This window comes from Fredinandcohnia onubensis (genome assembly GCF_002734285.1).
GTDB lineage: Bacteria > Bacillota > Bacilli > Bacillales > Bacillaceae_L > Ferdinandcohnia > Ferdinandcohnia onubensis_A.
On sequence record NZ_NSEA01000014.1, the window covers coordinates 184,150 to 206,798 of the forward strand.

At 36.7% G+C, this 22,649-nt stretch carries 24 protein-coding genes; 10 read left to right on the forward strand and 14 right to left on the reverse strand.

Features of this window, described 5'->3' with window-relative positions:
* Positions 1 to 14: 14 nt before the first annotated feature.
* The 7 genes from CKJ95_RS15060 to CKJ95_RS15085 all read right to left on the reverse strand — a co-directional run bounded on the left by CKJ95_RS15060 (position 15) and on the right by CKJ95_RS15085 (position 5,952).
* A complete protein-coding gene (locus tag CKJ95_RS15060) occupies positions 15 to 455 on the reverse strand; it encodes a YtoQ family protein (protein ID WP_099354265.1) in 441 nt (146 codons plus the stop codon).
* 144 nt (positions 456 to 599) lie between these two features.
* Positions 600 to 803 carry a hypothetical protein gene (locus CKJ95_RS15065; protein ID WP_099354266.1) on the reverse strand — a complete coding sequence of 68 codons (204 nt, stop codon included), beginning with the start codon at positions 801 to 803 and terminating at the stop codon, positions 600 to 602.
* 16 nt (positions 804 to 819) lie between these two features.
* On the reverse strand, positions 820 to 966 hold the full coding sequence (locus CKJ95_RS23445; RefSeq protein WP_180271529.1) for a hypothetical protein: 147 nt from the start codon (positions 964 to 966) through the stop codon (positions 820 to 822).
* Between the two features lie 13 nt (positions 967 to 979).
* Entirely contained in the window at positions 980 to 2,695 is a 1,716-nt protein-coding gene (locus CKJ95_RS15070) for a M56 family metallopeptidase (RefSeq protein WP_099354267.1), read from the reverse strand.
* 9 nt (positions 2,696 to 2,704) lie between these two features.
* A complete protein-coding gene (locus tag CKJ95_RS15075) occupies positions 2,705 to 3,859 on the reverse strand; it encodes a LolA family protein (protein WP_142353955.1) in 1,155 nt (384 codons plus the stop codon).
* Positions 3,783 to 5,246: a HAMP domain-containing sensor histidine kinase gene (locus CKJ95_RS15080; RefSeq protein WP_099354269.1), complete on the reverse strand. Its 1,464-nt coding sequence runs from the start codon at positions 5,244 to 5,246 to the stop codon at positions 3,783 to 3,785. The genes CKJ95_RS15075 and CKJ95_RS15080 overlap by 77 nt, the downstream gene beginning before the upstream one ends.
* Positions 5,236 to 5,952, reverse strand: coding sequence for a response regulator transcription factor (locus CKJ95_RS15085; protein WP_099354270.1), 717 nt, complete (start codon positions 5,950 to 5,952; stop codon positions 5,236 to 5,238). The genes CKJ95_RS15080 and CKJ95_RS15085 overlap by 11 nt, the downstream gene beginning before the upstream one ends.
* Positions 5,953 to 6,109: 157 nt before the next feature.
* Between CKJ95_RS15085 and CKJ95_RS15090 the strand changes: the two genes are divergently transcribed.
* A complete protein-coding gene (locus tag CKJ95_RS15090; protein ID WP_373604857.1) occupies positions 6,110 to 6,976 on the forward strand; it encodes an SDR family oxidoreductase in 867 nt (288 codons plus the stop codon).
* Between the two features lie 40 nt (positions 6,977 to 7,016).
* On the opposite strand, the gene CKJ95_RS15095 is transcribed toward CKJ95_RS15090, so the two are convergent.
* Positions 7,017 to 8,405 (reverse strand): alpha-amylase family glycosyl hydrolase, encoded by a 1,389-nt coding sequence (locus CKJ95_RS15095; protein WP_180271530.1) that lies wholly within the window; start codon positions 8,403 to 8,405, stop codon positions 7,017 to 7,019.
* 212 nt (positions 8,406 to 8,617) lie between these two features.
* Between CKJ95_RS15095 and CKJ95_RS15100 the strand changes: the two genes are divergently transcribed.
* A complete protein-coding gene (locus CKJ95_RS15100; protein WP_099354272.1) occupies positions 8,618 to 9,988 on the forward strand; it encodes an MATE family efflux transporter in 1,371 nt (456 codons plus the stop codon).
* 138 nt (positions 9,989 to 10,126) lie between these two features.
* Positions 10,127 to 10,690 (forward strand): DUF2777 domain-containing protein, encoded by a 564-nt coding sequence (locus CKJ95_RS15105; RefSeq protein WP_180271531.1) that lies wholly within the window; start codon positions 10,127 to 10,129, stop codon positions 10,688 to 10,690.
* A 38-nt stretch (positions 10,691 to 10,728) separates the two neighbouring features.
* On the opposite strand, the gene CKJ95_RS15110 is transcribed toward CKJ95_RS15105, so the two are convergent.
* The 3 genes from CKJ95_RS15110 to CKJ95_RS15120 all read right to left on the reverse strand — a co-directional run bounded on the left by CKJ95_RS15110 (position 10,729) and on the right by CKJ95_RS15120 (position 13,694).
* Entirely contained in the window at positions 10,729 to 12,177 is a 1,449-nt protein-coding gene (locus CKJ95_RS15110) for a putative bifunctional diguanylate cyclase/phosphodiesterase (RefSeq protein WP_306475366.1), read from the reverse strand.
* A 115-nt stretch (positions 12,178 to 12,292) separates the two neighbouring features.
* Positions 12,293 to 12,652 carry a YisL family protein gene (locus CKJ95_RS15115; RefSeq protein ID WP_099354275.1) on the reverse strand — a complete coding sequence of 120 codons (360 nt, stop codon included), beginning with the start codon at positions 12,650 to 12,652 and terminating at the stop codon, positions 12,293 to 12,295.
* A gap of 136 nt (positions 12,653 to 12,788) precedes the next feature.
* Positions 12,789 to 13,694: a fumarylacetoacetate hydrolase family protein gene (locus CKJ95_RS15120; protein ID WP_099354276.1), complete on the reverse strand. Its 906-nt coding sequence runs from the start codon at positions 13,692 to 13,694 to the stop codon at positions 12,789 to 12,791.
* Positions 13,695 to 13,924: 230 nt separating this feature from the next.
* On the opposite strand from CKJ95_RS15120, the gene CKJ95_RS15125 reads away from it, so the two are divergent.
* Positions 13,925 to 14,092, forward strand: a complete 168-nt coding sequence (locus CKJ95_RS15125; protein ID WP_099354277.1) for an aspartyl-phosphate phosphatase Spo0E family protein — start codon at positions 13,925 to 13,927, stop codon at positions 14,090 to 14,092.
* A 15-nt stretch (positions 14,093 to 14,107) separates the two neighbouring features.
* Here CKJ95_RS15125 and CKJ95_RS15130 read toward each other — a convergent pair whose 3' ends face one another.
* Positions 14,108 to 15,304 carry a DUF418 domain-containing protein gene (locus CKJ95_RS15130; RefSeq protein WP_099354278.1) on the reverse strand — a complete coding sequence of 399 codons (1,197 nt, stop codon included), beginning with the start codon at positions 15,302 to 15,304 and terminating at the stop codon, positions 14,108 to 14,110.
* Between the two features lie 221 nt (positions 15,305 to 15,525).
* Here CKJ95_RS15130 and CKJ95_RS15135 point away from each other — a divergent pair, with 221 nt between their 5' ends.
* From CKJ95_RS15135 to CKJ95_RS15160, 6 genes are all read left to right on the forward strand, one after another.
* Positions 15,526 to 15,747 (forward strand): spore germination protein, encoded by a 222-nt coding sequence (locus CKJ95_RS15135; protein WP_099354279.1) that lies wholly within the window; start codon positions 15,526 to 15,528, stop codon positions 15,745 to 15,747.
* Between the two features lie 14 nt (positions 15,748 to 15,761).
* Positions 15,762 to 15,980 (forward strand): spore germination protein GerPB, encoded by a 219-nt coding sequence (locus CKJ95_RS15140; RefSeq protein ID WP_099354280.1) that lies wholly within the window; start codon positions 15,762 to 15,764, stop codon positions 15,978 to 15,980.
* Positions 15,981 to 16,047: 67 nt separating this feature from the next.
* Complete coding sequence (gerPC, locus tag CKJ95_RS15145; RefSeq protein ID WP_180271532.1) at positions 16,048 to 16,674, forward strand: spore germination protein GerPC; 627 nt, start codon at positions 16,048 to 16,050, stop codon at positions 16,672 to 16,674.
* A complete protein-coding gene (locus tag CKJ95_RS15150) occupies positions 16,671 to 16,850 on the forward strand; it encodes a spore gernimation protein GerPD (RefSeq protein WP_099354282.1) in 180 nt (59 codons plus the stop codon). The genes gerPC and CKJ95_RS15150 overlap by 4 nt, the downstream gene beginning before the upstream one ends.
* A gap of 5 nt (positions 16,851 to 16,855) precedes the next feature.
* On the forward strand, positions 16,856 to 17,239 hold the full coding sequence (locus CKJ95_RS15155) for a spore germination protein GerPE (RefSeq protein WP_099354283.1): 384 nt from the start codon (positions 16,856 to 16,858) through the stop codon (positions 17,237 to 17,239).
* A gap of 70 nt (positions 17,240 to 17,309) precedes the next feature.
* Positions 17,310 to 17,528, forward strand: coding sequence for a spore germination protein (locus tag CKJ95_RS15160; RefSeq protein ID WP_099354284.1), 219 nt, complete (start codon positions 17,310 to 17,312; stop codon positions 17,526 to 17,528).
* A 516-nt stretch (positions 17,529 to 18,044) separates the two neighbouring features.
* Here the strand turns inward: CKJ95_RS15160 and CKJ95_RS15165 are convergent.
* Both CKJ95_RS15165 and CKJ95_RS15170 read right to left on the reverse strand, forming a co-directional pair.
* Positions 18,045 to 21,431 (reverse strand): AAA family ATPase, encoded by a 3,387-nt coding sequence (locus tag CKJ95_RS15165; protein ID WP_099354285.1) that lies wholly within the window; start codon positions 21,429 to 21,431, stop codon positions 18,045 to 18,047.
* Positions 21,428 to 22,612: an exonuclease SbcCD subunit D gene (locus CKJ95_RS15170; RefSeq protein WP_099354286.1), complete on the reverse strand. Its 1,185-nt coding sequence runs from the start codon at positions 22,610 to 22,612 to the stop codon at positions 21,428 to 21,430. The genes CKJ95_RS15165 and CKJ95_RS15170 overlap by 4 nt, the downstream gene beginning before the upstream one ends.
* Positions 22,613 to 22,649: the final 37 nt, after the last annotated feature.

Here is a 22,649-nt window from a genome sequence, read left to right on the forward strand (position 1 = left end):
CCCGCTGCATTTTTTTATTCAAATATGTAAGTTAACACTTCTAGTGCTTGATCAACTGTTTCAACAGTGACGTTTGCTTTATTGGATAGTTCCTTTAATGGATGAATCAGTGATGGTGGTCTAACAATAATGGTTGGTTTATTCATCGTAATGGCTGCACTCGCATCCATTGCTGTATTCCACTGTTTGTATTTTTCCCCGAACAAAGCAATGACCACATCAGACTTTTGCATTAATACTTGTGTTCTGAAATTATTAATGGCTGATGCTGCATCGTCCTTGTAATAACTACCAGGTTGTTCACCCAAAATTTGTTCTCCAATATCATCAGACTTATCATGGTCGGTTTGTGGTCCAACAAATGTTAACGGAAGATTTTTTGACTTCGCTTTATCCTTAATTTCCTCTCGCCAATTGTCATGAATTTGCCCAGCTAAATATACTGTTAATTCCATGTTTTCTCCTCCTATTCTCTTTTCATTATCTTATCATACAACTATGACTATTTTACAAATTTATACATTATGATTTCATCTTCATAATGCGTATCACTAAAATAAATAGAAGACCTCCTTTTAAGAAAGTCTCCTGACTAAAACTTAGTAAAAACCAACAACTTGCAAAACAAGCACGCCCACGATTGATATAATACTGCCTGTTAAAAGCACTATAAGAAGAGTCCTTAATTTCCTTGTATCTATCCAAACGACGCCCCCAACCAAAATTGTAAACAGCAATCCAAAAAAGAGAGATGCATATGGATTTGTCGGGGTGATCCAATCATTTACACTTAGGAAATCCATTTACTCAACTCCTACTCTAGGATTGTATCGCAGGTGTACTCAAGAAAACTGTAAGTCCCCCTGCAATCGCCAAAACCACTCCTACGGGGGTATATGACGATAAGTAAATACCTAACGGGAAAACAAGCGCCCCAAGAACGAATAATACCTTTGCGATTTTCATAACCTCACCTCTTCTATCTAGATACTGACTCCTTCAAACGATCAACCATCCAGCGATTTCGGATTTTTCTCCCCCAGCCCGCTTTGTTTTCTCTTAAGGACTGGACTCTCCAATACATCGGTGGGTGGAGCATGAACTGAAATTCAATAAGTCTCCATATTAGGGAATCTCGTTCAAGCGATGACTTTGCCTCATCTTTCTCCTCTTTGCGAACCGTACTGTACGAAAGTGATTTATTAATTGCTTCGTCCTGTTTCTCTGCTAAAACAATTAAACTGTTTGACATTTGCTCATTTCCCCCAGCCAAAAGGGATGCCCCAAGGTGATCTGCACGAACCTCCATCCATTGTGAACAAAAAGATTGATATATCGAGTAAAAAATTGTTAAGAAAAAGATTGATAAAAAGATTGATATCCCATGTTCCTCGATATTAGTAATATTTTTTTGAATCAATAAGACATACCCAATTAGAATCCCAAGATAACCGAGTCTACAAAGTTGCCCCCACAACACATCGCGCTTTTTGACATGAATTGCTTCATGGGCAAGGATACCTTCTATTGCTTCAGATGGTAGTTTTAATGTAGCAGTAGTTAGGGTAACCATTGCTTTACCAATATTCATACCTGTCGCAAGGCCATTATACTCGCTGCTTTCGGTTTCATAAAGACGGATATTGGGAACACCGGCCTTTTCAAAGATCCGTTGAGAGGTTTCGATTAGATGTGGATTCTTAGTCTCCTTTGCATCCATTGCTACCTTTAAGACCTGGTCCGATATATATAGATTAAAAAGCCAATAGGCTAAAATGACTGTAACCATGATCCAAGGCTCAACTTCGAAATAATATAAAAGGAGAAGTAAACCTGTATAGGCTGATATACCTTTTACCGTTGTTGCAAAATAAAGCTTTCCAATTAATCGTTTTAAATTTTTTCGATGCCAAAATGGTAAAACAATTTGTGGCTCTTTTACATTTTCCTCAACTTTGGTCATTTCCTCGAACGTTCTTTTCCATTTTTCTGGTTCTAGGATTGTTAAATAAATTGTCTCCCCAGGTACAGATAGACGTAATACCTTCTGAAAGTTTGTTGTTAAGTCAGTATTAGAAGAAAACATCGTAAATAATGGATGAAGCTTTAACAAGTCTACATTCGTTTCTAGTTTCACTTCCTCCAAATCTTCTATTGGAATCTTTCGAGATTCAAAGCGTGAGGTGAGATATAATTGCTTTTCTTCTATGTCAAAAAATATTTTTACAGTTGCATAACTGCCGATTCTTTTTATGACCTCTGTAAATGTACTGACCAGTCCGAAAACAATAATGTATTTTAACGGACTATATTCAGGACCAAAGATGTAAAACATGATACCACCAAACACAACTAATCCCGTCATTAATATATCGGATGCAATTCTCTTCAAATTCCGTTTTAAAGTGATTTCCTCCACTACTATCAGACGTAATTCTTTTTCAATTTCAATACGTTTTTCATTTCCTGTAGTTAGCGAGATTGCAAGAAAATAGCCACTAGAAATAAACGCGATATAGATGAACCCATTCATAAAGGAAAATTGATAAAACACAAACCCGATTGAAAGAAGACCCAGGAGTATTTCAATTGTCGTTCCTACTTTTTTATTTAACTTTCCGAAAACCAAACCAATGATTTGGATTCCTGCCCCTACTAATATATACAATACGATCAAATGCCAACTTGGTAGCAATGGCCCCACCTACATTTCATTATTGAGTACCATTTTTTCCGTCATCTCGAGAATATCTTCCATAGCTAAATCGGGATTTTGATTGATAATTGTATAACGCAGACCGTTCTCATCCCAGCTTAACGCATCAATAAAATCATCATATTCTGCATTCTGGCCACGCACTTGCCATTTTCCAGGTTTAATTTCCGTTCCTGCTTCTTCTGGAGTTGGAAAGATTGAAACTAATACAGAAGGGACAGCTCCATATAAATAATAAACAGTAATTTCTGGACGATTGACCACACCTTGAAGGTTTATAACTTCAACATTCTCGACAGTCAAGTCTTCTCCCGCAAAAACAAGGAATGGTTGTGTTAATGCTGTTTGCGCATCTTCAAGTGACCCATAAGAAGGTTCAAGTTGTGACTCAATTGGGGTAATTGTCACATTTTCAGGTATATCTAAAGTGAAAGTATCCTGCTTAAAATTTGGTGAAAAATCGAGCACCTTATATTCAAACACAGATTTCGTATCTCCGACGACAGACATCGATTTCACTACAAACCAAGTCTTTTGATCAATCCAGAATTCAACTTCTCCAAATAAATTAGAATCTGTATTCGGTGTTGCCTTTATATGATATACATCTAAATCTACTAATTTTTCTTCACCCACAATTTCATATTCATGTGTTTTTTTAATAGCATCTAGCGTTGTCATGAGTTGTTCTTTCGGTGAGGCATCTAATAACGGCATACCTTCCTCTGTTAGATCGATACTTAATGCCGTTTCACTCCCCGTTTCATAGGAAATCACTTGGTTTCCGTCGTTTAACACATATGATTCAAGGTCATTCGTAAGACCTGTTGTAATGATTTTTCGTTTTCCATCTTCTGCAGCGTACTCTTTAAAACTAGCATTTTCAGTGACCTCACCATTTGTCTCAAGCTTTATGACACCTTCTCCATAATAAGAAAGCTTACCTTCCTTTGCTGATAAGACTTTTGTGACAATTTCTTCTGACGACACAGCCATATCCCCCTTACAACCTGATAAAATCCCCGTTATTAAAATAGCAATTAGCAAGAATCGTTTTTTCTTCATATTAATCCCTTCCTTCCCTAATCCAGCAAGCCAGTAATGTCCCATCTTTTTGCGCTGACCAGATTCCAATTTTTCCATTTTGTTGTTCCATTAACATTTTTGCAATACTTAATCCTAACCCAGAACTTCCACCATTATTTCTAGCATCCTCTGCCTGATAAAAGGGGTAAAATACTTTGTCCAGTTGTTCTTTCGGAATTCCTTTTCCCTCGTTTTGAATTAAAATGACGGTACCTGCTTTTCTCCATGTTTCAAGTTCTACCTGAAATTCTTTAAATACCCAATCTGGTAGTTTTGTGTCACTTGAAATAGCAGCAAGCCAAATTTGTTTACCTGTTTCAGTATGACGAATAGCATTACCCATGATGTTATCTACAACTCTCACCATTTGTTTTGGGTCAACCTTATAGGATTTTTTTACAGATTGAAGTACATGTAGTGAAACTTCTTTTCGAATACATGGTTCATCATATCCTGATAACAACATCTCAAAATATTCTTCACCTTCTACTTCAACAAGCTCAGTCCGTTGTTTAGAGGATTGTAATGCAGTATACATTGTTAAGTCATCAAGCATACGTTTCATGTACTCAAGCTTCTGAAATAAGATTTCCTTATATTCTGCCCTTTCATGCTCGGTTAGCGTTCTATCATTCTGGAGGACTTCAGTATAAGCCTGTATCACTGTTAAAGGTGTTTTTAAATCATGTGATAATGACGCCACAATAAATTCTTTTTCCTTTTGTTGAACAGCTAAAGCCTCTTGCGTTTGTTCAATCTGTGCTTTCATTTTCCAAAAATGTTTAATTAAATCCCCTATTTCATCATTTGATTCACGAATTTGAGTTGAAGGACTTTCCCCATTTGCAAAAGCTGTCATTTGAGCTTGCAACTGGCTTAAAGGACGATTCAACTTACGATTTAATAAAATTACTACAATCGTATAGAGTAGGATAAAAAAGATACTAAAAAGTACACCCAAATAGATATAACGGTTTGTTACCCCTTCTATCCACTCGTCTCTAGCAATGGATATTTCAAAAATTCCAACAACATTGCCATCTTTACTAACAGGTTTTTTCAACGAATAAGTACGAGCATTCTTTTGGAGATCATTTAAATTTCGATATACCTGTTCCATGTTTATTGTAGGAAATCCATATGAACCTGGTTCAGGTAAACTAGAAAACAAAACGACTCCATCAGCTCGATATAATGTAATTTTGATAGATTCATTTGTTAAAGCTTGAATAGAATCATACATTTCTTTTGATTGTGGTCTGTATAAATTGGGATCCAGGAGCTGTGGCTCAATTTCCTCCATTTTATTGGTCATCTCAACGTATTCCACAAATGCTTGCTTATCATCGAGGTTACTTATACTTATATAAAGAAAATAAAGGGCGACAACCGGAAGCAGCATTACGATAAAAAAGCTGATCATCAACCACTGTTTAATTCTCATACAAGTGTTCTCCTATAAAACGATAACCAACGCCCCAGACCGTTTGGATAAACTTTGCTGATCGTGTATCATCCGTTAATTTAGATCGTAAGCTTTTTATATGAACAGTGACTGTATTATTTCCGTCGACATCTTCCTGCTGCCAAATATGCTCATAAATCTCTGTCTTCGAAAAAGTTTGTAATGGATTCTTAGCTAAGAGAAACAATAACTCTCTCTCCTTAGAGCTTATCTGGACAACGTCACCGTTTAAATAAACAAGATCATTTGTAAAATCAATGGTCAACCCATTCATATAAGTAATGCGATTATCATTTACTGTCTTATTGTTGTATCTTCTATATCTTCTTAAATGGGAGCTAATTCTCGCACTCAATTCCTCAAGACTAAATGGCTTTGTGACATAATCATCAGCCCCAATATTTAACCCTTTTATTTTGCTTTCATCCTCATTTCGTGCACTTAAAATGAGTAAAGGAATTTCACTTTCCAATCGAATGGTTTTACATAATGTATACCCATCCATTTCTGGTAGCATTAAATCAATTAAGGCAAGGTCAAATAGATCCGCTTTAAAATCCTCCCACCCTTCTTTTCCAGTTGATGCCCAAGTTACGGTATAGCCTTCTTTCCGTAAATGATCACAAACAATACGGGCGATTTCCTTATCATCTTCAACAAGTAGAATTTTTTCAGGTTTTTCCATGGATAACCCCTCTTTCTATCTATTTTCATTATATCGGATGTTTTGTAGAGCTTTTTGATTTTTTATAAATACTTAATATTTATCCTGAATGTATATTAATGGCCTTTTTATAAAAAAGTAAGTAAGGCGCAGTTACTACATAAAAGAGGTGTTTATTTTGTCTAAAAGTCAAGGGAAGAATATTTTGCCTCCACAGCATCAAAATCAACAGCCTGGAACAGAAACAGAAATGGTACCAAGACCTGTATCTGAGGATCATTCCTATCAAGGAAGCAATAAGTTAGCAAATAAGGTTGCCATTATTACAGGTGGGGATAGTGGAATAGGAAAGGCAGTTGCGATTCATTATGCAAAGGAAGGCGCAAATGTTGTCATCGTATATTTAAATGAACATGAGGATGCTAAGGAAACAAAGCGCCAAGTAGAAGAAGAAGGACAAAAATGCTTACTTTTATCTGGTGATATTGGAAATGAAGAGTTCTGTAAGGAAATAGTAAAGAAAACAATTGATACATTTGGACAGCTAGATATTTTGGTCAATAATGCAGCTGAACAGCATCCTCAAAAGAGTATTTCTGCTATCACAGCTGAGCAGCTTGAAAAAACATTCCGAACCAATATCTTTTCTTATTTTTATTTAACGAAGGCCGCTCTTCCCCACTTAAAACAGGGAAGCTCCATCATTAATACTGCATCCGTTACAGCATATAAGGGCAATGAACAACTTGTTGATTATTCTGCAACAAAAGGAGCCGTTGTCTCTTTTACAAGGTCACTTTCGATGCAATTGGTCGGTAAAGGAATCCGTGTCAACGGAGTAGCTCCAGGACCGATTTGGACGCCACTTATTCCATCTACCTTTACAAGTGATCAAGTTGCGAAATTTGGTTCGACAACACCGATGAAACGCCCTGGACAGCCCGAGGAAGTCGCACCCTGCTATATCTTCCTAGCAAGTGATGATGCTTCCTATATGTCAGGCCAAATCCTTCACGTTAACGGTGGAGAAATTGTAAACGGATAAAAAAGAAAGCATCACCCAATGTTGGATGATGCTTTCCTTATTATTCAGGTTTTATGCGTCCATGCCTTTTTTTATTTAAATAAATGAAGCCAATCATTAACACTGGCACGATAAAAACTGCAAAGAATAAGGTATAATTAATTTTCGTCGTGTCCCGAACTACGAATACTTCTGAGATATCACGATTAACAACAACATGAAATTCACCATCTGTCGGACGGATAAGGTCCTCTGTAATCAGTCCGGTTAACTCCTTGTCTTGTCCAACTTGATCGGTTGTTAGGGTGAAGCTTTGAGTTTTCGTTGTGTTATTAATTGCAACAAACGCTATTTGCCCCTCAAACTCTCTTTTAAAAACAAGTAAACCTTCATCATTTCTAACCAATTCAATGGATCCCTTTGTTAGTGCAGGTACTCCTGATCGGATCTTTGATAGCAAAGTTATATATTCCACAAGCTCTTGGTCTGTTCGAAAATCCATTAATCCAAGATTGTCCGGTGGCTCACTTCCATTTAATGCTATTTCCGTCCCATAAAATACAATAGGAATCCCAGGTGTTGTATACAAATACGTTAATGCTGACTTTAAACGGGGTGCTGGGTGCTCATTCGCTTCTGTTGCCAAATATGTAAATCGAACTGTATTCGTGTTATCCATGAAATGAATTAAGGAATTGGTATTTTCAAATTCTTGATTCCGTTCCCATATGGATTCTACATTGTTAAAAGGTTGATCTGGAACACTAAAACTTGTGATTCCTTCATAAGGTGTCGGATTGAAAACAGCATCAAGTCCTGCTGCTTCAAACTCACTCAGATTATTTAGACCAGCAGACTCACCAATTAAAATCAAATTTTCTTTTTTTGATGTAAGCTCTGCTGATAAAGTAGATATATCATTGGGGGTAACCCCTTCTACGAGGTCTAACTTATATCCATCAATATCTGTTTCTTGAACCCAGCTTAATGCTGTCTTGACTAATTCACCATCAAGAGGACCTTCGCTTGAATTGATTCCAAGGTCTAGAATAATTTTCATATCCTTCTTATGTGCTTCTTTTACAAGTTGTTTTAAGTCATCTTTCGTACCATAATGCTTATTGATTTGTTGTCTGTCAGTTACATGATACGGATAAAATGTATTCGAATCATTTTCAAAAACAGGAGATAATAATAGTGAGGTAAACCCCATATCCTTTATGTAATCGAGTTGGCCAATAATTCCCTGAATGTCTCCTCCATGGTAGGCGATTGGACTTGAACGATCCACATCAAGATCATTCGTACTGTCTCCATTATTAAAACGATCGACCACTATGTAATAAATACTTTCTTCTTCTATCTTAAAATCATCAGCAGCCACAACAGGCATGGCTAACATAAGTAACAATGGTAGTAGAAACGCTATTATGTATAACTTCTTCTTCATCATTTAACTCCTATCGTATTAGTAATCATCATACTTAAAAGTAACCTTTTCCCCCCTAAAAATCAAATATAACAGCGGTTTGTTCAAATTTTGTACAAATTTAACATCTAAAAAATTCGGGATTATTCCCAAAAAAATTACGTATCTTTCCCTCTTTAAACTGTGATAAACTAATATAGTTTTACACCTATGAATCAAAGGGAGTGGACCGCTTGGCAACTTCTATCAATACGAAAAAATTAACACTGTTTGCATTGACATGGCCAATTTTTATTGAATTACTTCTACATATGTTAATGGGTAATGCAGATACATTAATGCTAAGCATGTATTCCGATAATTCCGTTGCGGCTGTTGGGGTTGCAAATCAAATCTTATCCTTAATTATTGTCATGTTTGGTTTTATCGCAACCGGTACTGCCGTATTAGTGGCCCAACATTTTGGTGCAAATAATGAAAAAAGCGCAGCGGAAGTTTCGGTTGTCTCAATTATTGCGAACCTAGTATTTGGTCTTATTTTAAGTCTTATCGTTTTTATTTGGAGTAAGAAGCTTTTGCTATTAATGGATTTGCCTGTTGAATTATTAGACGAAGCAGATAGCTATCTAAAAATAGTAGGTTTATTCTCCTTCCTCCAAGCACTAATTATGACGATTGGCGCAGTCATACGAAGCTATGGTTTTACACGGGACACCATGTATGTAACGATCGGTATGAATATCCTAAATGTGATTGGTAACTATATTTTTATCTTTGGTCCTTTTGGATTGCCTGTACTCGGGGTTGAAGGAGTTGCCATTTCTACTTCTATCAGTAGATTAGTAGGCTTACTTGTCATCACCTATCTCTTAGTAAAGCGAGTAGATCATGGTCTTCCATTTAAGAAGTTTTTCACTTTACCAAAACAGCATATCCAAAACCTTCTTAAAATAGGGATACCTTCTGCCGGTGAACAACTCTCTTATAATTCCTCCCAGATGATTATCACCTATTTCATTACAATTATGGGGACACAAGCGCTGACTACGAAGGTATACGCACAGAATCTAATGATGTTCATTTTTTTATTTAGTATTGCGATTAGTCAGGGAACACAGATTTTAGTTGGACAAATGATTGGAGCCCGTCAGATTAACGATGCATATCAAAGGGCATTAAAAAGTCTAAAACTCGCAATTTTAATCTCAGCTGCAATGGCTATTATTTTTTCAATCTTTAAAGAACCACTGCTCTCTATCTTTACGAATAACCAAGACATAATAAAAACCGGTGGTGTCCTCATTCTTTTAACCATTATTCTTGAACCCGGCCGAGCCTTTAACCTTGTCCTCATTAATGCATTAAGGGCGGCTGGAGATGTTAAATTACCGGTTTATATGGGAATTCTTTCGATGTGGGGGATTTGTGTACCGATTGCCTATGTGCTTGGAGTACATTTTGATTTAGGATTAATAGGTATTTGGATTTCCTTTATTGTGGATGAATGGCTCCGCGGAATCGTAATGCTGTGGAGATGGCGTTCTCGGGCGTGGGAAAAGAAATCATTTGTTACACCTGTTGAGAATGCAAACATAACAGTCTGAATGAATCAGGCTGTTTTTTTTATGGAAGAAATAATCCAAACTATGGGTAAATCCTTGGTTATAAATTTCCTTCTTTTTGTCTAAAAAGAGGATAACACAACTTATTATAGATAACACATGATGGATGGAGGATTTGCATTGGATTTACAACAACGTCTCGGCAGCATAAATGAACAAAAACGCTCTTTTATTATGGGAACGACTGAATGTATAAATGACCAGTGGATCTTCTTTGATGCAGAAACAGATGAAGCATCTATGCTTGAAGAAATGATTGGGAAGGAAGTAGAAGTTTTCACTTTGAACAAATGGGAAAAAGGCATTTTTGTGGAGGATGGCCTTATCCAAATGAATAATTATTTTTACAAGCTTGATAATGGGGACTGCCTTCGTTTTCGTAAAAAATTATCACTTGCCTATAAGGAACTTTTGGAGAATTTCTCAGAAGATCAGTTTTTGCGCTTTACGTCTACCTTAAATAAACTTTCCTTCTCATTATATGATTGCATCCATTGTCATAATCAATTGATGTACCAACTAGACAATGATGAAAATGAGGGTGTTAATTTTATCATGTTTGATAATACAGAAATGCTCCTATCTGTTCACCATCACTTTTCACGAGGAAAATTAAAGAAGGATCGTTTTGAATTTACGTTAGCAAATGGAAAGAGAGCGGTTCTTTCAACACTATGCAAATAATAATAGGGCTGTTCATCCGTGAACGGCCCTTTTTATTTTTACAATGCCTTAAGTTTAGTTAATCCATTCTCAAATTCTTCACTTTTCATTGGCTTGTCAATATAAAATCCTTGTGCATAATGGCAATCAAGTTCTTTTAGTAATTCGATTTGCTCATCGGTTTCAACACCTTCTGCCACTACCTTTACAGATAAACCATGCCCCATCGTAATAATCGCCTTAACGATCGCAATATCAGAGGTATTGACCCTCAGATTATTAATAAAGGTCCGATCAATTTTCAAGGTATTGATAGGTAAATCCTTCAAATAACTTAAAGATGAATAACCCGTTCCAAAATCATCAATAGACACCTTTACACCGAGCTTTTGCAGCTCTTTCATCACAATTACACTGTGTGTGATATTTCGAAGCATCACACCTTCTGTGAGCTCAAGTGTTAAAAATTGCGGTGGAAGACCTGTTTCTAATAATGCCTCCTTCACCTCATCGATAAAGCTAATTTGTTGAAACTGATTAGCAGATACATTAACGGCAATGGTTAAATAATCATACCCCATATCATGCCATTTTTTATTTTCCTGACAGGCTTTTGTTAAAACCCATTTGCCGATATCATGAATCAAACCTGTTTCTTCAGCTAATGGAATGAATTCCCCTGGTGAAACTAGTCCAAGCTTTGGATGTTCCCATCTTAAGAGAGCTTCACTGCCATAGACCCTTCCTGAGGCTAAATCTATAAGGGGCTGGTAGCATAAATGAAATTCACCTTTCTCAAGGGCTCTGCGCAAATAACCTTCGAGCTCAAGTTTATACAAAACTTGCTGATTCATTTCCGCCCGGTAAAATTTCATTTTGTTTCCGCCCTGCTGCTTTGCAAGGTTCATCGCGGTATCAGCATGCTTAAATAGCAATTCAGTTGTTATACCATCATTAGGATAAAAACTAGCTCCAATACTACCCGTTAAAAAGAACTCACGTGCTTCAAACATAATTGGTTTGGCGATATCATGCAAAAGATTTTGTCCAAGGTCAACAATCTTTTCAACCTCAACATCATTGGTTATTAGAATCGTAAATTTATCACCGCTAAATCTTGCAAGATAGCTCTTATTGGGGAGTAACGCTTTAATGCGATTTGCAAGTTCCTTTAATATAATATCTCCCGCATAATGTCCTACTGTATCATTGATAATTTTAAAACGGTCTAAATCTATAAATAACACAGCAAATTTAATATGTTTCTTTTTCTGCTTAAACCTTTTCACATATGCCTCTACTTGATTCGTAAAAAGCTGACGATTCGGTAAGCCAGTATCAGCATCATAAAAGGCTAAACGCGTAATCTTTTCCTTAGCCTTTTTTTCATAAAAAGCCTCAATATTTTTAATTTTTTCGGTAGTAAGTTGGTGTTGCTCTATTAATTCAATGATATCTATCAATTGTTTATATACAAAGCTATTCGTTCTCAATACGAGATTCACCACTCTTTTTCCCTCAAGAAGTATGTATATCTATTCATAAAGATAGCATAGATTTTGTCGAAAAACATAGAAAAGAAAAGAAAAAGCCACCCAGATTGGTAGCTTTTTCACAAATTTTTTAGAAACTCCACATACCGAGTGGAAGTTTTGCTCCTAACACAATGGTTAAGATTAATACAATAATAAACAATACCCAGAAGAGTCCAGTTGATTTTCCCTTGCCGGAACGTGCTAAAATCATTTCCATAAATCCAATCGTTAATACGCCAAGTATTGCTTTTCCTATGTATTCACCGTTAATCTCAAATACACTAAATAAAAGCAGTAAACCGGTTGCTAAAATGAATAAATAAAATAAACGTAATGTCATTTTAACAATCTTTTGAGATTTTTCTTTTCCAGCCTTATTTAAAACTGTTGCTGCAATCACAAAAAGAATAATAGCAACTACCCAAGAGGTAACATGTGCGTGTGTCATGTACTACTCCTCCTTTTCTTTTTTATTCCAGAGATTATCATAGCATGTTTATCAGGAATTTCAAAAGGTTACATCTATCCTTTTTCACTGTGCACATAGTAAATATGTCTTTTTTGTGAAATCCTATTCCTTTCAATTATTCCTCAATTTTATTTCGCAATGTTCCAAGGCCATCAATTGTAATTTCAATGACGTCTCCACCTTTTAAGAAACGTGGAGGATTAAAACCTTTACCCACTCCTGATGGTGTTCCTGTAGCAATAATATCTCCAGCTTCAAGCGTCATTCCCTGTGAAATGACCGAAATAATCGTTTCAATCGGGAAAATCAATTGACTAGTATTACCTGACTGACGAACCTCCCCATTTACCTTCGTTTTTACTGACAGAATACTCGGATCTGTAATCAACGATTTATGTACTAGCACTGGACCCATTGGACATGTCGTATCTAGGCTTTTTCCAAGAAAAAATTGTTTATGTTTTGATTGAATATCACGGGCTGTTATATCGTTTAAGATTGTATATCCAAAAACATAGTCAAAAGCTTCACTTTCTTTAATGCCTCGACCAGTTTTACCAATAACAACTGCTAACTCTCCTTCGTAATCTAACTGTTCAGTGATATGTTTATGATTTAGCACAGTTTCTTCTGGACCAACTACTGTTGTTGGTGTTTTTGTGAACATTACAACATGCTCGGGGATATCTTTTGCACTTCCCATTTCAATAACGTGTTCTGCATAATTTTTGCCGACACAGAAAATATTTTTGCTCGGTCTTGGAATTGGAGCATTTAACGTAATTTCTTCAATGGGATAAATACAATCAGTATCAGGATTTTCGCGAACCCACAATTCAATCTCCCGAACTCTCTCAAGACACTCCTCCCCTTGAGTAATCGCTTCGATCATTGTTTCTGGAATAGTTGTTGTGCCCTTCATTTTCAATTCAGCAACTTTTACATCTATAACTTGATTAAGCTGCTCGTTTACAATTCCAATAAATTGTTTTCCATTCTTTTCAGCTGTTACAAACCTCATTTTCATCACCTCTTATTTAGTCTTTTACTTAATTCTATTTTAGATGTTGAATTTCCTCTTTCTATACTTTTTGTTGAATTTTGTATGTTTTTGTAACATTATAAGATGTTTTAGCGAACTTGTTTTAATCCCTGTAAAGGCAGGTATAATAATGGTACAAGGCTTGTATGTACTACTTTAGTCTAAGCATTCATGATTATAATGTACTATAAAAAATTGGAGAAATGAAAATGTTCATGTTGAAGATTGCAATTGAATTAAAACGCCGAAGAATGACAGTTTTAGCAAATCGGCACGGCTTTACTGCTTGGGAGACAGTAAAGTGTAGTCAAGAGTTAGATCAATTATTGAATATTTATCAAAAGACAAAACAGAAAAAATTAAAAATGGTAAACTAAAAAAGACTATTCGCATTAGCGAATAGCCTTTTTTCTTATATCAACCTTATTAGCATATGTTAATGTTCTCCAAACCCATTCAAATGGACCGAATCGGAATTTTTTCAACCAGAAATAACTTAGGATGATCTGAACAATGTAAATACCAATAGTTAGAAGGAAACCTGTAAATGGCTGTAGCTTGCCATATAATCCAAAACCATATCCATAAAACAATATGGTACAGACTATTGATTGGAACAGATAATTACTCAGCGAAAGCCTTCCAACAAGAGCTAATGGAGATAACAGCCTTTTCCAAACGGGTAATCTCATTAACAGGACTATCGATGTCGCATATAAAAGGGCAGTGCTCGGACCGCCAATTGTATCCTGTAAATAATCAGTTGCCGGATTTTTAGCCGTGTAATAGGGGAGCAGTTTCAAAGGAACCCCAATTACCAGTGAGATCAACCAAAGAATCTTAACCTTCTTAACGTCCTCATCACGGCCTTCAAACCATTTTTTCTTAGCGATAAAGGCACCTAGGAGGAACATTGGTAGCAAAGTAATAATCATTACAAATATGCTTGCAACGTTATTAACAAAGTACCAATCTTGAAATCTTTGAATCGTAATCTCCCAAAATCCACCGTTTGCATAAATTTCTGCTGATTTTAAAGCAAGCTGTTCATTGTACATAACAGCATTTAATCCTGGTTCAAACAAGACCGCTACAAACATAAGTCCACCAAGAACTACATTTGGTACAAAGATAAGGACTAATGCCCAAATAAGCAAGGTAATCGGCTTTGCTTTATGGAACAATAATAAAATAGCGCCAATTACAGCATAGGTGATTAAAATATCACCGTGCCAAACGAAAAATGCATGTAAACATCCAAAAAGTAATAGCACAATTAATCTTCTTGAAATCAATGGATAAAACGAATAGCCTTTAGCAATCGCTCTTTCCTTAAACAAAATAAAACCAAAGCCAAATAGAAAAGAAAATAAAGTATAAAAACTGGCTTGTGCAAAAATATCAATAATACTATTTGTCCACTGATTGAGTTCCCCTGTCCACCATGTTTCTGGATTTAAATAGAGAATGGGTGCAAAAAACGATGGCATATTGACAAAAAATATCCCTAATATCGCTAACCCTCTTATCACATCAATTGAGTGAATCCGCTCTGCTCCTAATACGGGACTTAATCGTTCATTACTCATTCATACAACTCCTTACCACTTTTACATACATTCGATTATAAGAGAACTAAATTGGAAACACTAGAAAAATTTTCTAATTTTGATTTTAGACTTCAGAGGACTATGTTAAAAAATCACATCTTCTGGGCATTTCTCATAGAATAAAAAAACTGTTAATATCCGTACAGATGTTATCACTATTCGTAATTCTTCAAATTCGTTTTGTAAAAGGGTGTTTTTGTATGCCAGCAATCGTAGGAGCCGTAAAAGTAAATAGTGTTGGAAATAGCAGTGTCTTCAATATTGGTGATGTCTTTCAAATCTCCCCTACCAGCACTGCTAAGACTTTTGCAGGGGCTGGCTCATTTAATACAGGGGATGGTCTTCGAGTCTATAATAATCAAAGTGTTACGAACACTTACGATACAGATAAAATTGACAATGTCATTGTTGGGAATGCTTAAGGAGGGATGAGGACATGAACTTTTATATTAACCAAAGTATTTGTATTCATACATTGCGAGTAGGCAGTGTTAGTAATTCATCGGTATTACAAATTGGAAGCGCTGGTCTGATAAAGCCATCATCTCACCTTTATAACACAGGAGAATTTACGGAACCAGCTCCAGAAATCGAAGCTAAAACCTCACCTGGTACAAAACCAAACGTTCCACTTGTTGCACCAACTCCTTCATAGGCATTCACCCATATTAATGTGCATGCATACTGTAAACCATAAATGTTTATAGAAAGGGTGAATGCCGTTGTACACTTATCCTTATGAAATCAACTCTTATATCCGAAGCCTTCATTACTATATCGAACAACAGAATCAACGAATCGCACAATTAGAAGAGACACTGCAGCTCATCCAGGGAGAACTTAAAGAAATCAAGAATAAGCCAACCACTCATATAGAAAAAATCGAATATAAATTTGATCAACTTAAGGTTGAAACGTTAGAAGGTACATTAAATATCGGATTAAACCCTATGAACGGAGAACAAATTGAAGATTTTGCAGTTTCACAAAGTAAGATGAATATACCTGACGTCCGACATACCCATAAAGACTTAATTGGTGAAATTGAAAATGAAATTGATGAATACTTAAGTAATGATTGCTCGGTTTATATCCAAAGTAAGTTAAACCAACAAAGGACTTCAATCCCTGACGAGCATGTTCAGTTTGTTGTAGAAGATATTCGTAATCAAATCAATGAACGGATTATTTTTTATTTAGAACAAAAGCAAGCTGAACTCCAAGATCCTACACGGATACATGAGGTATATTCAGCCATTGTTGACAGAATAAAAATGGATATTCAAAACTCAATTACAGCTTATCTGAATAATCTTCCAGATAATTTGAAAGAAGGTCAAAATACATGAACTTTACTGTTGTAAATAAAGAAATCCATGTTGGGAATATTGAAATCGTTGGAGTATCCACTTCATCTGTTTTTATTATCGGGGACGCTAAAACAATTTCAATGGCATCTGCCTTTGATACTCCACCGGAATCATTGATTATTGGACCATACGTTCCATTAGCACCACAAGGTTGATGTCCATGCAAAGAATATCCGTTGTTGACCTTATTTATGTCAATTCTGTATCTTTTAGTAGTATTTTAGAAATTGGAGACTCCAAAAGAATCACCCCTGTTTCTCAGGCACTTGCGGTACAACGAGAGGTTCCACTTTTTTTTACAAATGAAGGGGATTTTTCACAATATCCTATTTTTTCAAGGGAACTTCCGAAAGTAAAAGTGGCCGAAACCGTTAAAATGGAGATATTTAATCAAAACCCAGTTATTAAGGTAGATACCATAAAGGTCATTGGAGTTTCGTCTGCTGCCGTTATGCAAATTGGCTCAACGGAAACCATTCATACTGAATCAAAGGTAAAACATATTCGAAAGCTCCTTGATGACAAATCAAAAACGAACAGGTAACGAAATACCTAGTTTTTCATAAAGTAGTAGTATGATAAATTAAATTGTACACTTAAAAGGATGACGCGATATGCCCTCAATAGTAGGACCAATCAAAATAAATAGTGTCGGTGGTGGAGTTGTGAATTTCGGTGACTCCTTCTATGTTTCACCAAAGAGCACAGGCAAGACATATTCAGGCTCAGGCTCGTTGAATACAGGTGACTTTATCTGTACAAATAACGGTTTGAATGCTACAACTACAAATGATGAAGATTTTGCAGACCAACTTATAAAAAAGAATGCGTAGAAAAAACTAAGAGTAAGTAATTTTAACCGATGCGATTGGCTAGATTCTTAAGCTAATGTTTTTTCGGTATAGTGCCACATCGTTTTACGATAAGTGGTATATCGATTAGACTTTATTCGGTATACCTCCATCTCGTTTTACGATAAATGCTATATCGATTAAGCTCTTTTCGGTATACCTCCACATCGTTTTTCGATAAGTGGTATATCGATTAGACTTTATTCGGTATACCTCCATCTCGTTTTTCGATAAATGCTATATCAATTAAGCTCTATTCGGTATAACTCCATATCGTTTTACGATAAATGCTATATTGATTAGGCTTTATTCGGTATACCTCCACTTCGTTTTACGATAAATGCTATATCGATTAGGCTCTTTTCGGTATACCTCCACTTCGTTTTACGATAAATGGTATACCGCAACAGCATAATGAATATGTTTCAACCACGAATGTTTCGGCAATTACTTGCATTGTTCAGAAGAAAAAGGCCATTTCTGGCCTTTTTTCTATTTCTATAAAGATTCTAATTTGACAAGCGTACCTCTGCCCGAAGGCTCTGCTGGTTCAACAATTAGACGTTTTGGTAATCTTGCCCTTAATTCCTGAACATGGCTAATGACGCCTACCGCTAACTGTTTTGAGTGAAGTTTTTCAAGTGCCGATACAACTGTATCCAATAAATCTGCGTCCAGTGTTCCGAAACCTTCGTCTAGGAAGAAGAACTGTAATGGATATTCTCCCCTTAGCTGGATTTGAGCAGAGAGTGATAATGCCAACGCCAATGATGTTAAGAACGTTTCTCCACCGGAAAGGGTTGTCACAGGTCTTCTTACACCACCATTTGCATCATCCCTCATAATAAATCCGCCCTGCGAATCCACTTCAACAGCATAACGCTGCCTTGTCAAAATACCAAGACGCTCTGTAGCATCATGACTTACTTGAACGAGTTGTTCTTCGGCAATATATTCTACGAAGCTATTTCCTTTGAATACGGATTGTAGCTTATTATATTGCTCTACTAATTTTTCTAATTCGATGCGTCTATCTTCAAGCTCGTTGAAACGCTCATGTTTATCTAAAAGCACTTGGAGAGCTTTTAAAGCTGCTCCTTTCGCTTCTACTGCTTGATTTAGCATCTCTTTCATTTCCGTACGGATTATTTGGATTTCTTCCCATTTTTCTTTTGTTAGTTCTTCACCATTAAGTAAATCATTTACTTTTTGCAAATCAGTTTGGATTTGCTTGTAACGATCCCAAAACAAGTCAATTTGTTTTTTTAGTTCTTCCTGCACGTGTTTGGAAAGAAGCGATTCCTTCACATCGGATATTGTATTAAAGCTTGTAGTCTCAAGCACTTCAGTCCATTTTGCTGTTGCTTTTTCACTTCGAACCTTACCATCTTGTAAGGCCTGTAAGGCGGCATGGGTTTCGTTTTCGAGTTTTTGACATTGTGATTGGACCATTTGCCAAGCTTCATACGCGATACTCTCAGTTTCTTCAAGCTTTTTAACCATTTGCTCGGTTTCAGCCATTAGCTGTTTGATGTTGTTGTCTCCAACTTCTTTTGAAAGCTTTTCATGTGCCTCTGTTAATGCCTCGAGTTTACCCTTTAAGGTTGAATTGAGTTCAACAATTTGGCGATCAATGGTATTACAGTCATCCTGATATTTCTTCTTTTCCTGTTCTTTTCGTTCTAATACATTATTTGCATTTTCGATTTCAACAGAAAGACTTTGTGCCAACTTATCATTTTTCGAGATTTCCCCAAGCTTCGCTTCGATTGTTTCTAGATCAAGCTGAGGGAAAGTTCGCTTCCAATTCATGAACTGTTCCTTCATTTTTTCTTGTAAACTCGCAACACGCACTTCCAGTTCATTATAGGATTTCGTGCTCATTGATATGGTCTGTTCAAGCTGACTTACTTTTTGCATGACCGCTCGAATCTCTTGGATCACTTTTCTTCCTGTTTCTTGAATCTTTAAGTAATCCTGATGTAATGATTTTTGTTCGACAAGTAGAAATTGAAGTTTTTCGGTGACATCTTCCATTTCCTGATCGCTTACCACCATATTAGCTTTTGGAGGGATAGTCATTTCACCTGGATATTCTTGTACAAGTCCCCCAGAAATTTGTTCAAGTTTAATTTTTAATGTAGAAAACTCCTGTTTCATATTACGTGCTGTTGCTATCTCATTTGTCAATTTTTCAATTTGTGTTTCTAAGGCATCTCCATGATCCTCATGAACAACTGGATTTGGGTGATGGGTAGAACCACAGACTGGACATGGTTGCCCAGATTGAAGCTGGCTAGCAAGTCTGATGGCAAGATTCTTTCTACGGCTATCCTCTAATTCTTGCTTGAGCCTAGATAATTTAACCTCAGCAACTCCTATAACTTTTTCGCATTCTCTATCCCGTTCACAAACCGTTTCATATATTGATGCATTTTTTATAAAGATGGTTTCCATTTTGTGTTTAGCTTGGGCAAGAGTCTCATTTTGAGAATGTAGCTTTTCTTGCGTTTGCTCAAGCTGTACTCGACTCTTTTCCATTTCCGTCTGTTGTTCCTTAAGGTTTTCTGTGGAGAACATAATGGATTGTTTCATTTGATTCGCTTTTTGAAGCTCTTCACGAACATCGGCTGAAACAGTTAACTGAGATAGTTTTTCTCTCCGTTCTTTTTGCATTTCTGAATCTGATGTAATGGAAACTGTGATCGCTTCAATCCGATTTTGTTTTTCACGTACAAGTGATTGTAAGTTATTCACCTTTTGTTTTAGAACATTTACTTCCTTTTCAAGCCCGATTGCTCTTTCCTGAACAATAATCGCATCTGAAAGCTTTTGCTTCTTGGTTAGATAATACGGTAGCTTTTCAGTCTTTTCCTGACGTGCCTGATGATAATCATTAGCCTTGATTTTATTTTCCTCTTTTTTTGCCGTTAACTGGGTTTGTAGGGATTGATAACGAACAGTTGCTTTTTCTAAAGCATCCTTCGCGGTTTCGTATTCCTCCAGATATGGCAGGATAAGAGCAGCTGTTTCTGCGTTCTTCCGTTTTTGCTCTAGCTGAAGAATTTGCGGTTTCTCTTGTTCAATTTCAACTAATTTTTGTGATAGAACACTCTTTTCCAGCTGCCATTGCCAAATATTTTTATTTTTTTCAAAATCAGCATCTATTTTATTAACTTCGTTTTGACGTTTTTTAAGAAGGACCTCTGTTTCTTTTAGCTCTTGTTCCGCAGCTTCAATTGCTTCTGTTGAAGCATCCCCTAGACCAGTCTGCTCAGCTGTTACTTCGTTCAACTCATTTTTTGCTGTCGTTACTTTATTCTTTAACTTTTTATTAAGCTTGTCCCCATATTGTTCAAGATTGAATAGACGTTGAAGCATTTGTCTACGGTCCGCACCCTTCAGTGATAAAAACTCAGAGAATTTTCCTTGTGGTAACACGACTGCTCTCGTAAAGTCATCAATCGTCAAGCCTAATAAATCCTGTACGCACTGATTGACATCACCAATTTTATCAGCCAGGACAACAGATTCCTCACCTACTTCAATGATCCGACTCACTGAAGATTTGACCTTTAAGTCGTCCTGTCGTTTAAAGCTACGTTCAATCATATATCGCTTTGTTCCTTTGGCATTTTCAAGTTCAAATATAAAAGAAACATGAAGCTGATTTTCTGCATGATTCAGAATCCCATGGGTATTATTCGATGCGCGCTCCACCTTTCCGTACAAGGCGAGTGTCATAGCATCAAGGATTGAGGACTTTCCACTTCCAGTCGGACCAAATATCCCAAAAACTCCACCTTCACAAAGGGAGCCAAAATCAACAGTTTGTTTCTCTCGGAAGCTATGAAGTCCCGCTACTGTGAGTGTAATTGGTTTCATGCTTCGTCACCTTCCTCATCTTCGTCTTCGGTTATGAGTTCTAAAAACAATTTTGTAAGTTCAGGCTCTGGTTTAGCCCCACCAGTTTGTTTTTCATAAAAACGTGCAAAAAGTTCATCGATTGGGGTATTCGTACTTACAGTCCGTTCCAGTTTATCTTTTTCAAGTTCTTCAAATACAGGCCGAATATGGATCAATCCGCTATGATACTTACGCAATCTATGAATCTCTTCGATTGATAACGCATTTGTTACATGAATTTCAAGGTCAATCCATGCGTTTGCATCCTTGCCTTCATCAAGCCAACTGTATACTTGAGAGAGCCCTTCTTTTGCCTTCCATCTTACAAGTGGCCTTCCACTTGATAAAAATACCTCAGACATTTCAACCGGCTGGCCAGGTTTTGCGTCTAAAATTGTGACTGACTTCGCATAACCAGCCTCTGAGAAACTATAGGCTAATGGTGAACCTGAATATCTTGCCATTGTTTTCGCTCTTGATACCATTTGCGGGCGATGCAAATGCCCTAATGCAACATATTGTGCTGCTTCCGGTAGGCTTGTGGCTGCAACGGTGTATGCTCCGCCCACTTCAATTGGTCGCTCAGAATCAGTGCTACTGCCACCTGTCACATAGATATGGCTCATTGCGATATTAATCGTTTCAGGTGTGAAAGCTTTACTCATTTGTTCAAAAATCCCTTGAATCCGTTGGTCATATTTATCGCGAAGCATTAATTCTTCATGAGATTCAGATAGTACTTCAGCCAATCGTGACTCAGACGGGTATGGTAACGCTGCTAGTTTAAGAGTTTCATTTGTAGAAGGTACATAGATGGTTTGGACATCCATCGTTGGCAAGCCCAGTAATTGAATTCCTTGACCGTGTGCAAGTGGTGATGCCGCTGACAAGCGGTCAGGATTATCATGGTTTCCTGCAATAATTGATATGGGTCTCTTACCTCCATTTGATAAACGAGAAATACTTTCATAAAATAAGCTTTCAGCTGCAGCTGGTGGATTCACTGTATCGAAGGCATCTCCAGCCATTAGCACAACATCGATTTTTTCTTCCTCGACAATTTTTACAAGCTCATCCAAGAATTGTGCTTGTTCTTCTAATCTACTTCTTCCCTCAAGTGATCGACCTAAATGCCAATCGGCGGTGTGAAGAATTCTCATTTGAAAGTCCCCTTTCTAAACCGTAATCCAGTACTAT

Coding starts and splice junctions, on each gene's coding strand:
- CKJ95_RS15060 (WP_099354265.1), bottom strand. CDS start 455: ATGGAATTAACAGTATATTTAGCTGGGCAAATTCATGACAATTGGCGA.
- CKJ95_RS15065 (WP_099354266.1), bottom strand. CDS start 803: ATGGATTTCCTAAGTGTAAATGATTGGATCACCCCGACAAATCCATAT.
- CKJ95_RS23445 (WP_180271529.1), bottom strand. CDS start 966: ATGAAAATCGCAAAGGTATTATTCGTTCTTGGGGCGCTTGTTTTCCCG.
- CKJ95_RS15075 (WP_142353955.1), bottom strand. CDS start 3,859: ATGGAAAAATTGGAATCTGGTCAGCGCAAAAAGATGGGACATTACTGG.
- CKJ95_RS15080 (WP_099354269.1), bottom strand. CDS start 5,246: ATGAGAATTAAACAGTGGTTGATGATCAGCTTTTTTATCGTAATGCTG.
- CKJ95_RS15085 (WP_099354270.1), bottom strand. CDS start 5,952: ATGGAAAAACCTGAAAAAATTCTACTTGTTGAAGATGATAAGGAAATC.
- CKJ95_RS15095 (WP_180271530.1), bottom strand. CDS start 8,405: ATGAAGAAGAAGTTATACATAATAGCGTTTCTACTACCATTGTTACTT.
- CKJ95_RS15115 (WP_099354275.1), bottom strand. CDS start 12,652: ATGACACACGCACATGTTACCTCTTGGGTAGTTGCTATTATTCTTTTT.
- CKJ95_RS15120 (WP_099354276.1), bottom strand. CDS start 13,694: ATGAGGTTTGTAACAGCTGAAAAGAATGGAAAACAATTTATTGGAATT.
- CKJ95_RS15125 (WP_099354277.1), top strand. CDS start 13,925: ATGTTCATGTTGAAGATTGCAATTGAATTAAAACGCCGAAGAATGACA.
- CKJ95_RS15130 (WP_099354278.1), bottom strand. CDS start 15,304: ATGAGTAATGAACGATTAAGTCCCGTATTAGGAGCAGAGCGGATTCAC.
- CKJ95_RS15135 (WP_099354279.1), top strand. CDS start 15,526: ATGCCAGCAATCGTAGGAGCCGTAAAAGTAAATAGTGTTGGAAATAGC.
- CKJ95_RS15140 (WP_099354280.1), top strand. CDS start 15,762: ATGAACTTTTATATTAACCAAAGTATTTGTATTCATACATTGCGAGTA.
- CKJ95_RS15150 (WP_099354282.1), top strand. CDS start 16,671: ATGAACTTTACTGTTGTAAATAAAGAAATCCATGTTGGGAATATTGAA.
- CKJ95_RS15155 (WP_099354283.1), top strand. CDS start 16,856: ATGCAAAGAATATCCGTTGTTGACCTTATTTATGTCAATTCTGTATCT.
- CKJ95_RS15160 (WP_099354284.1), top strand. CDS start 17,310: ATGCCCTCAATAGTAGGACCAATCAAAATAAATAGTGTCGGTGGTGGA.
- CKJ95_RS15165 (WP_099354285.1), bottom strand. CDS start 21,431: ATGAAACCAATTACACTCACAGTAGCGGGACTTCATAGCTTCCGAGAG.
- CKJ95_RS15170 (WP_099354286.1), bottom strand. CDS start 22,612: ATGAGAATTCTTCACACCGCCGATTGGCATTTAGGTCGATCACTTGAG.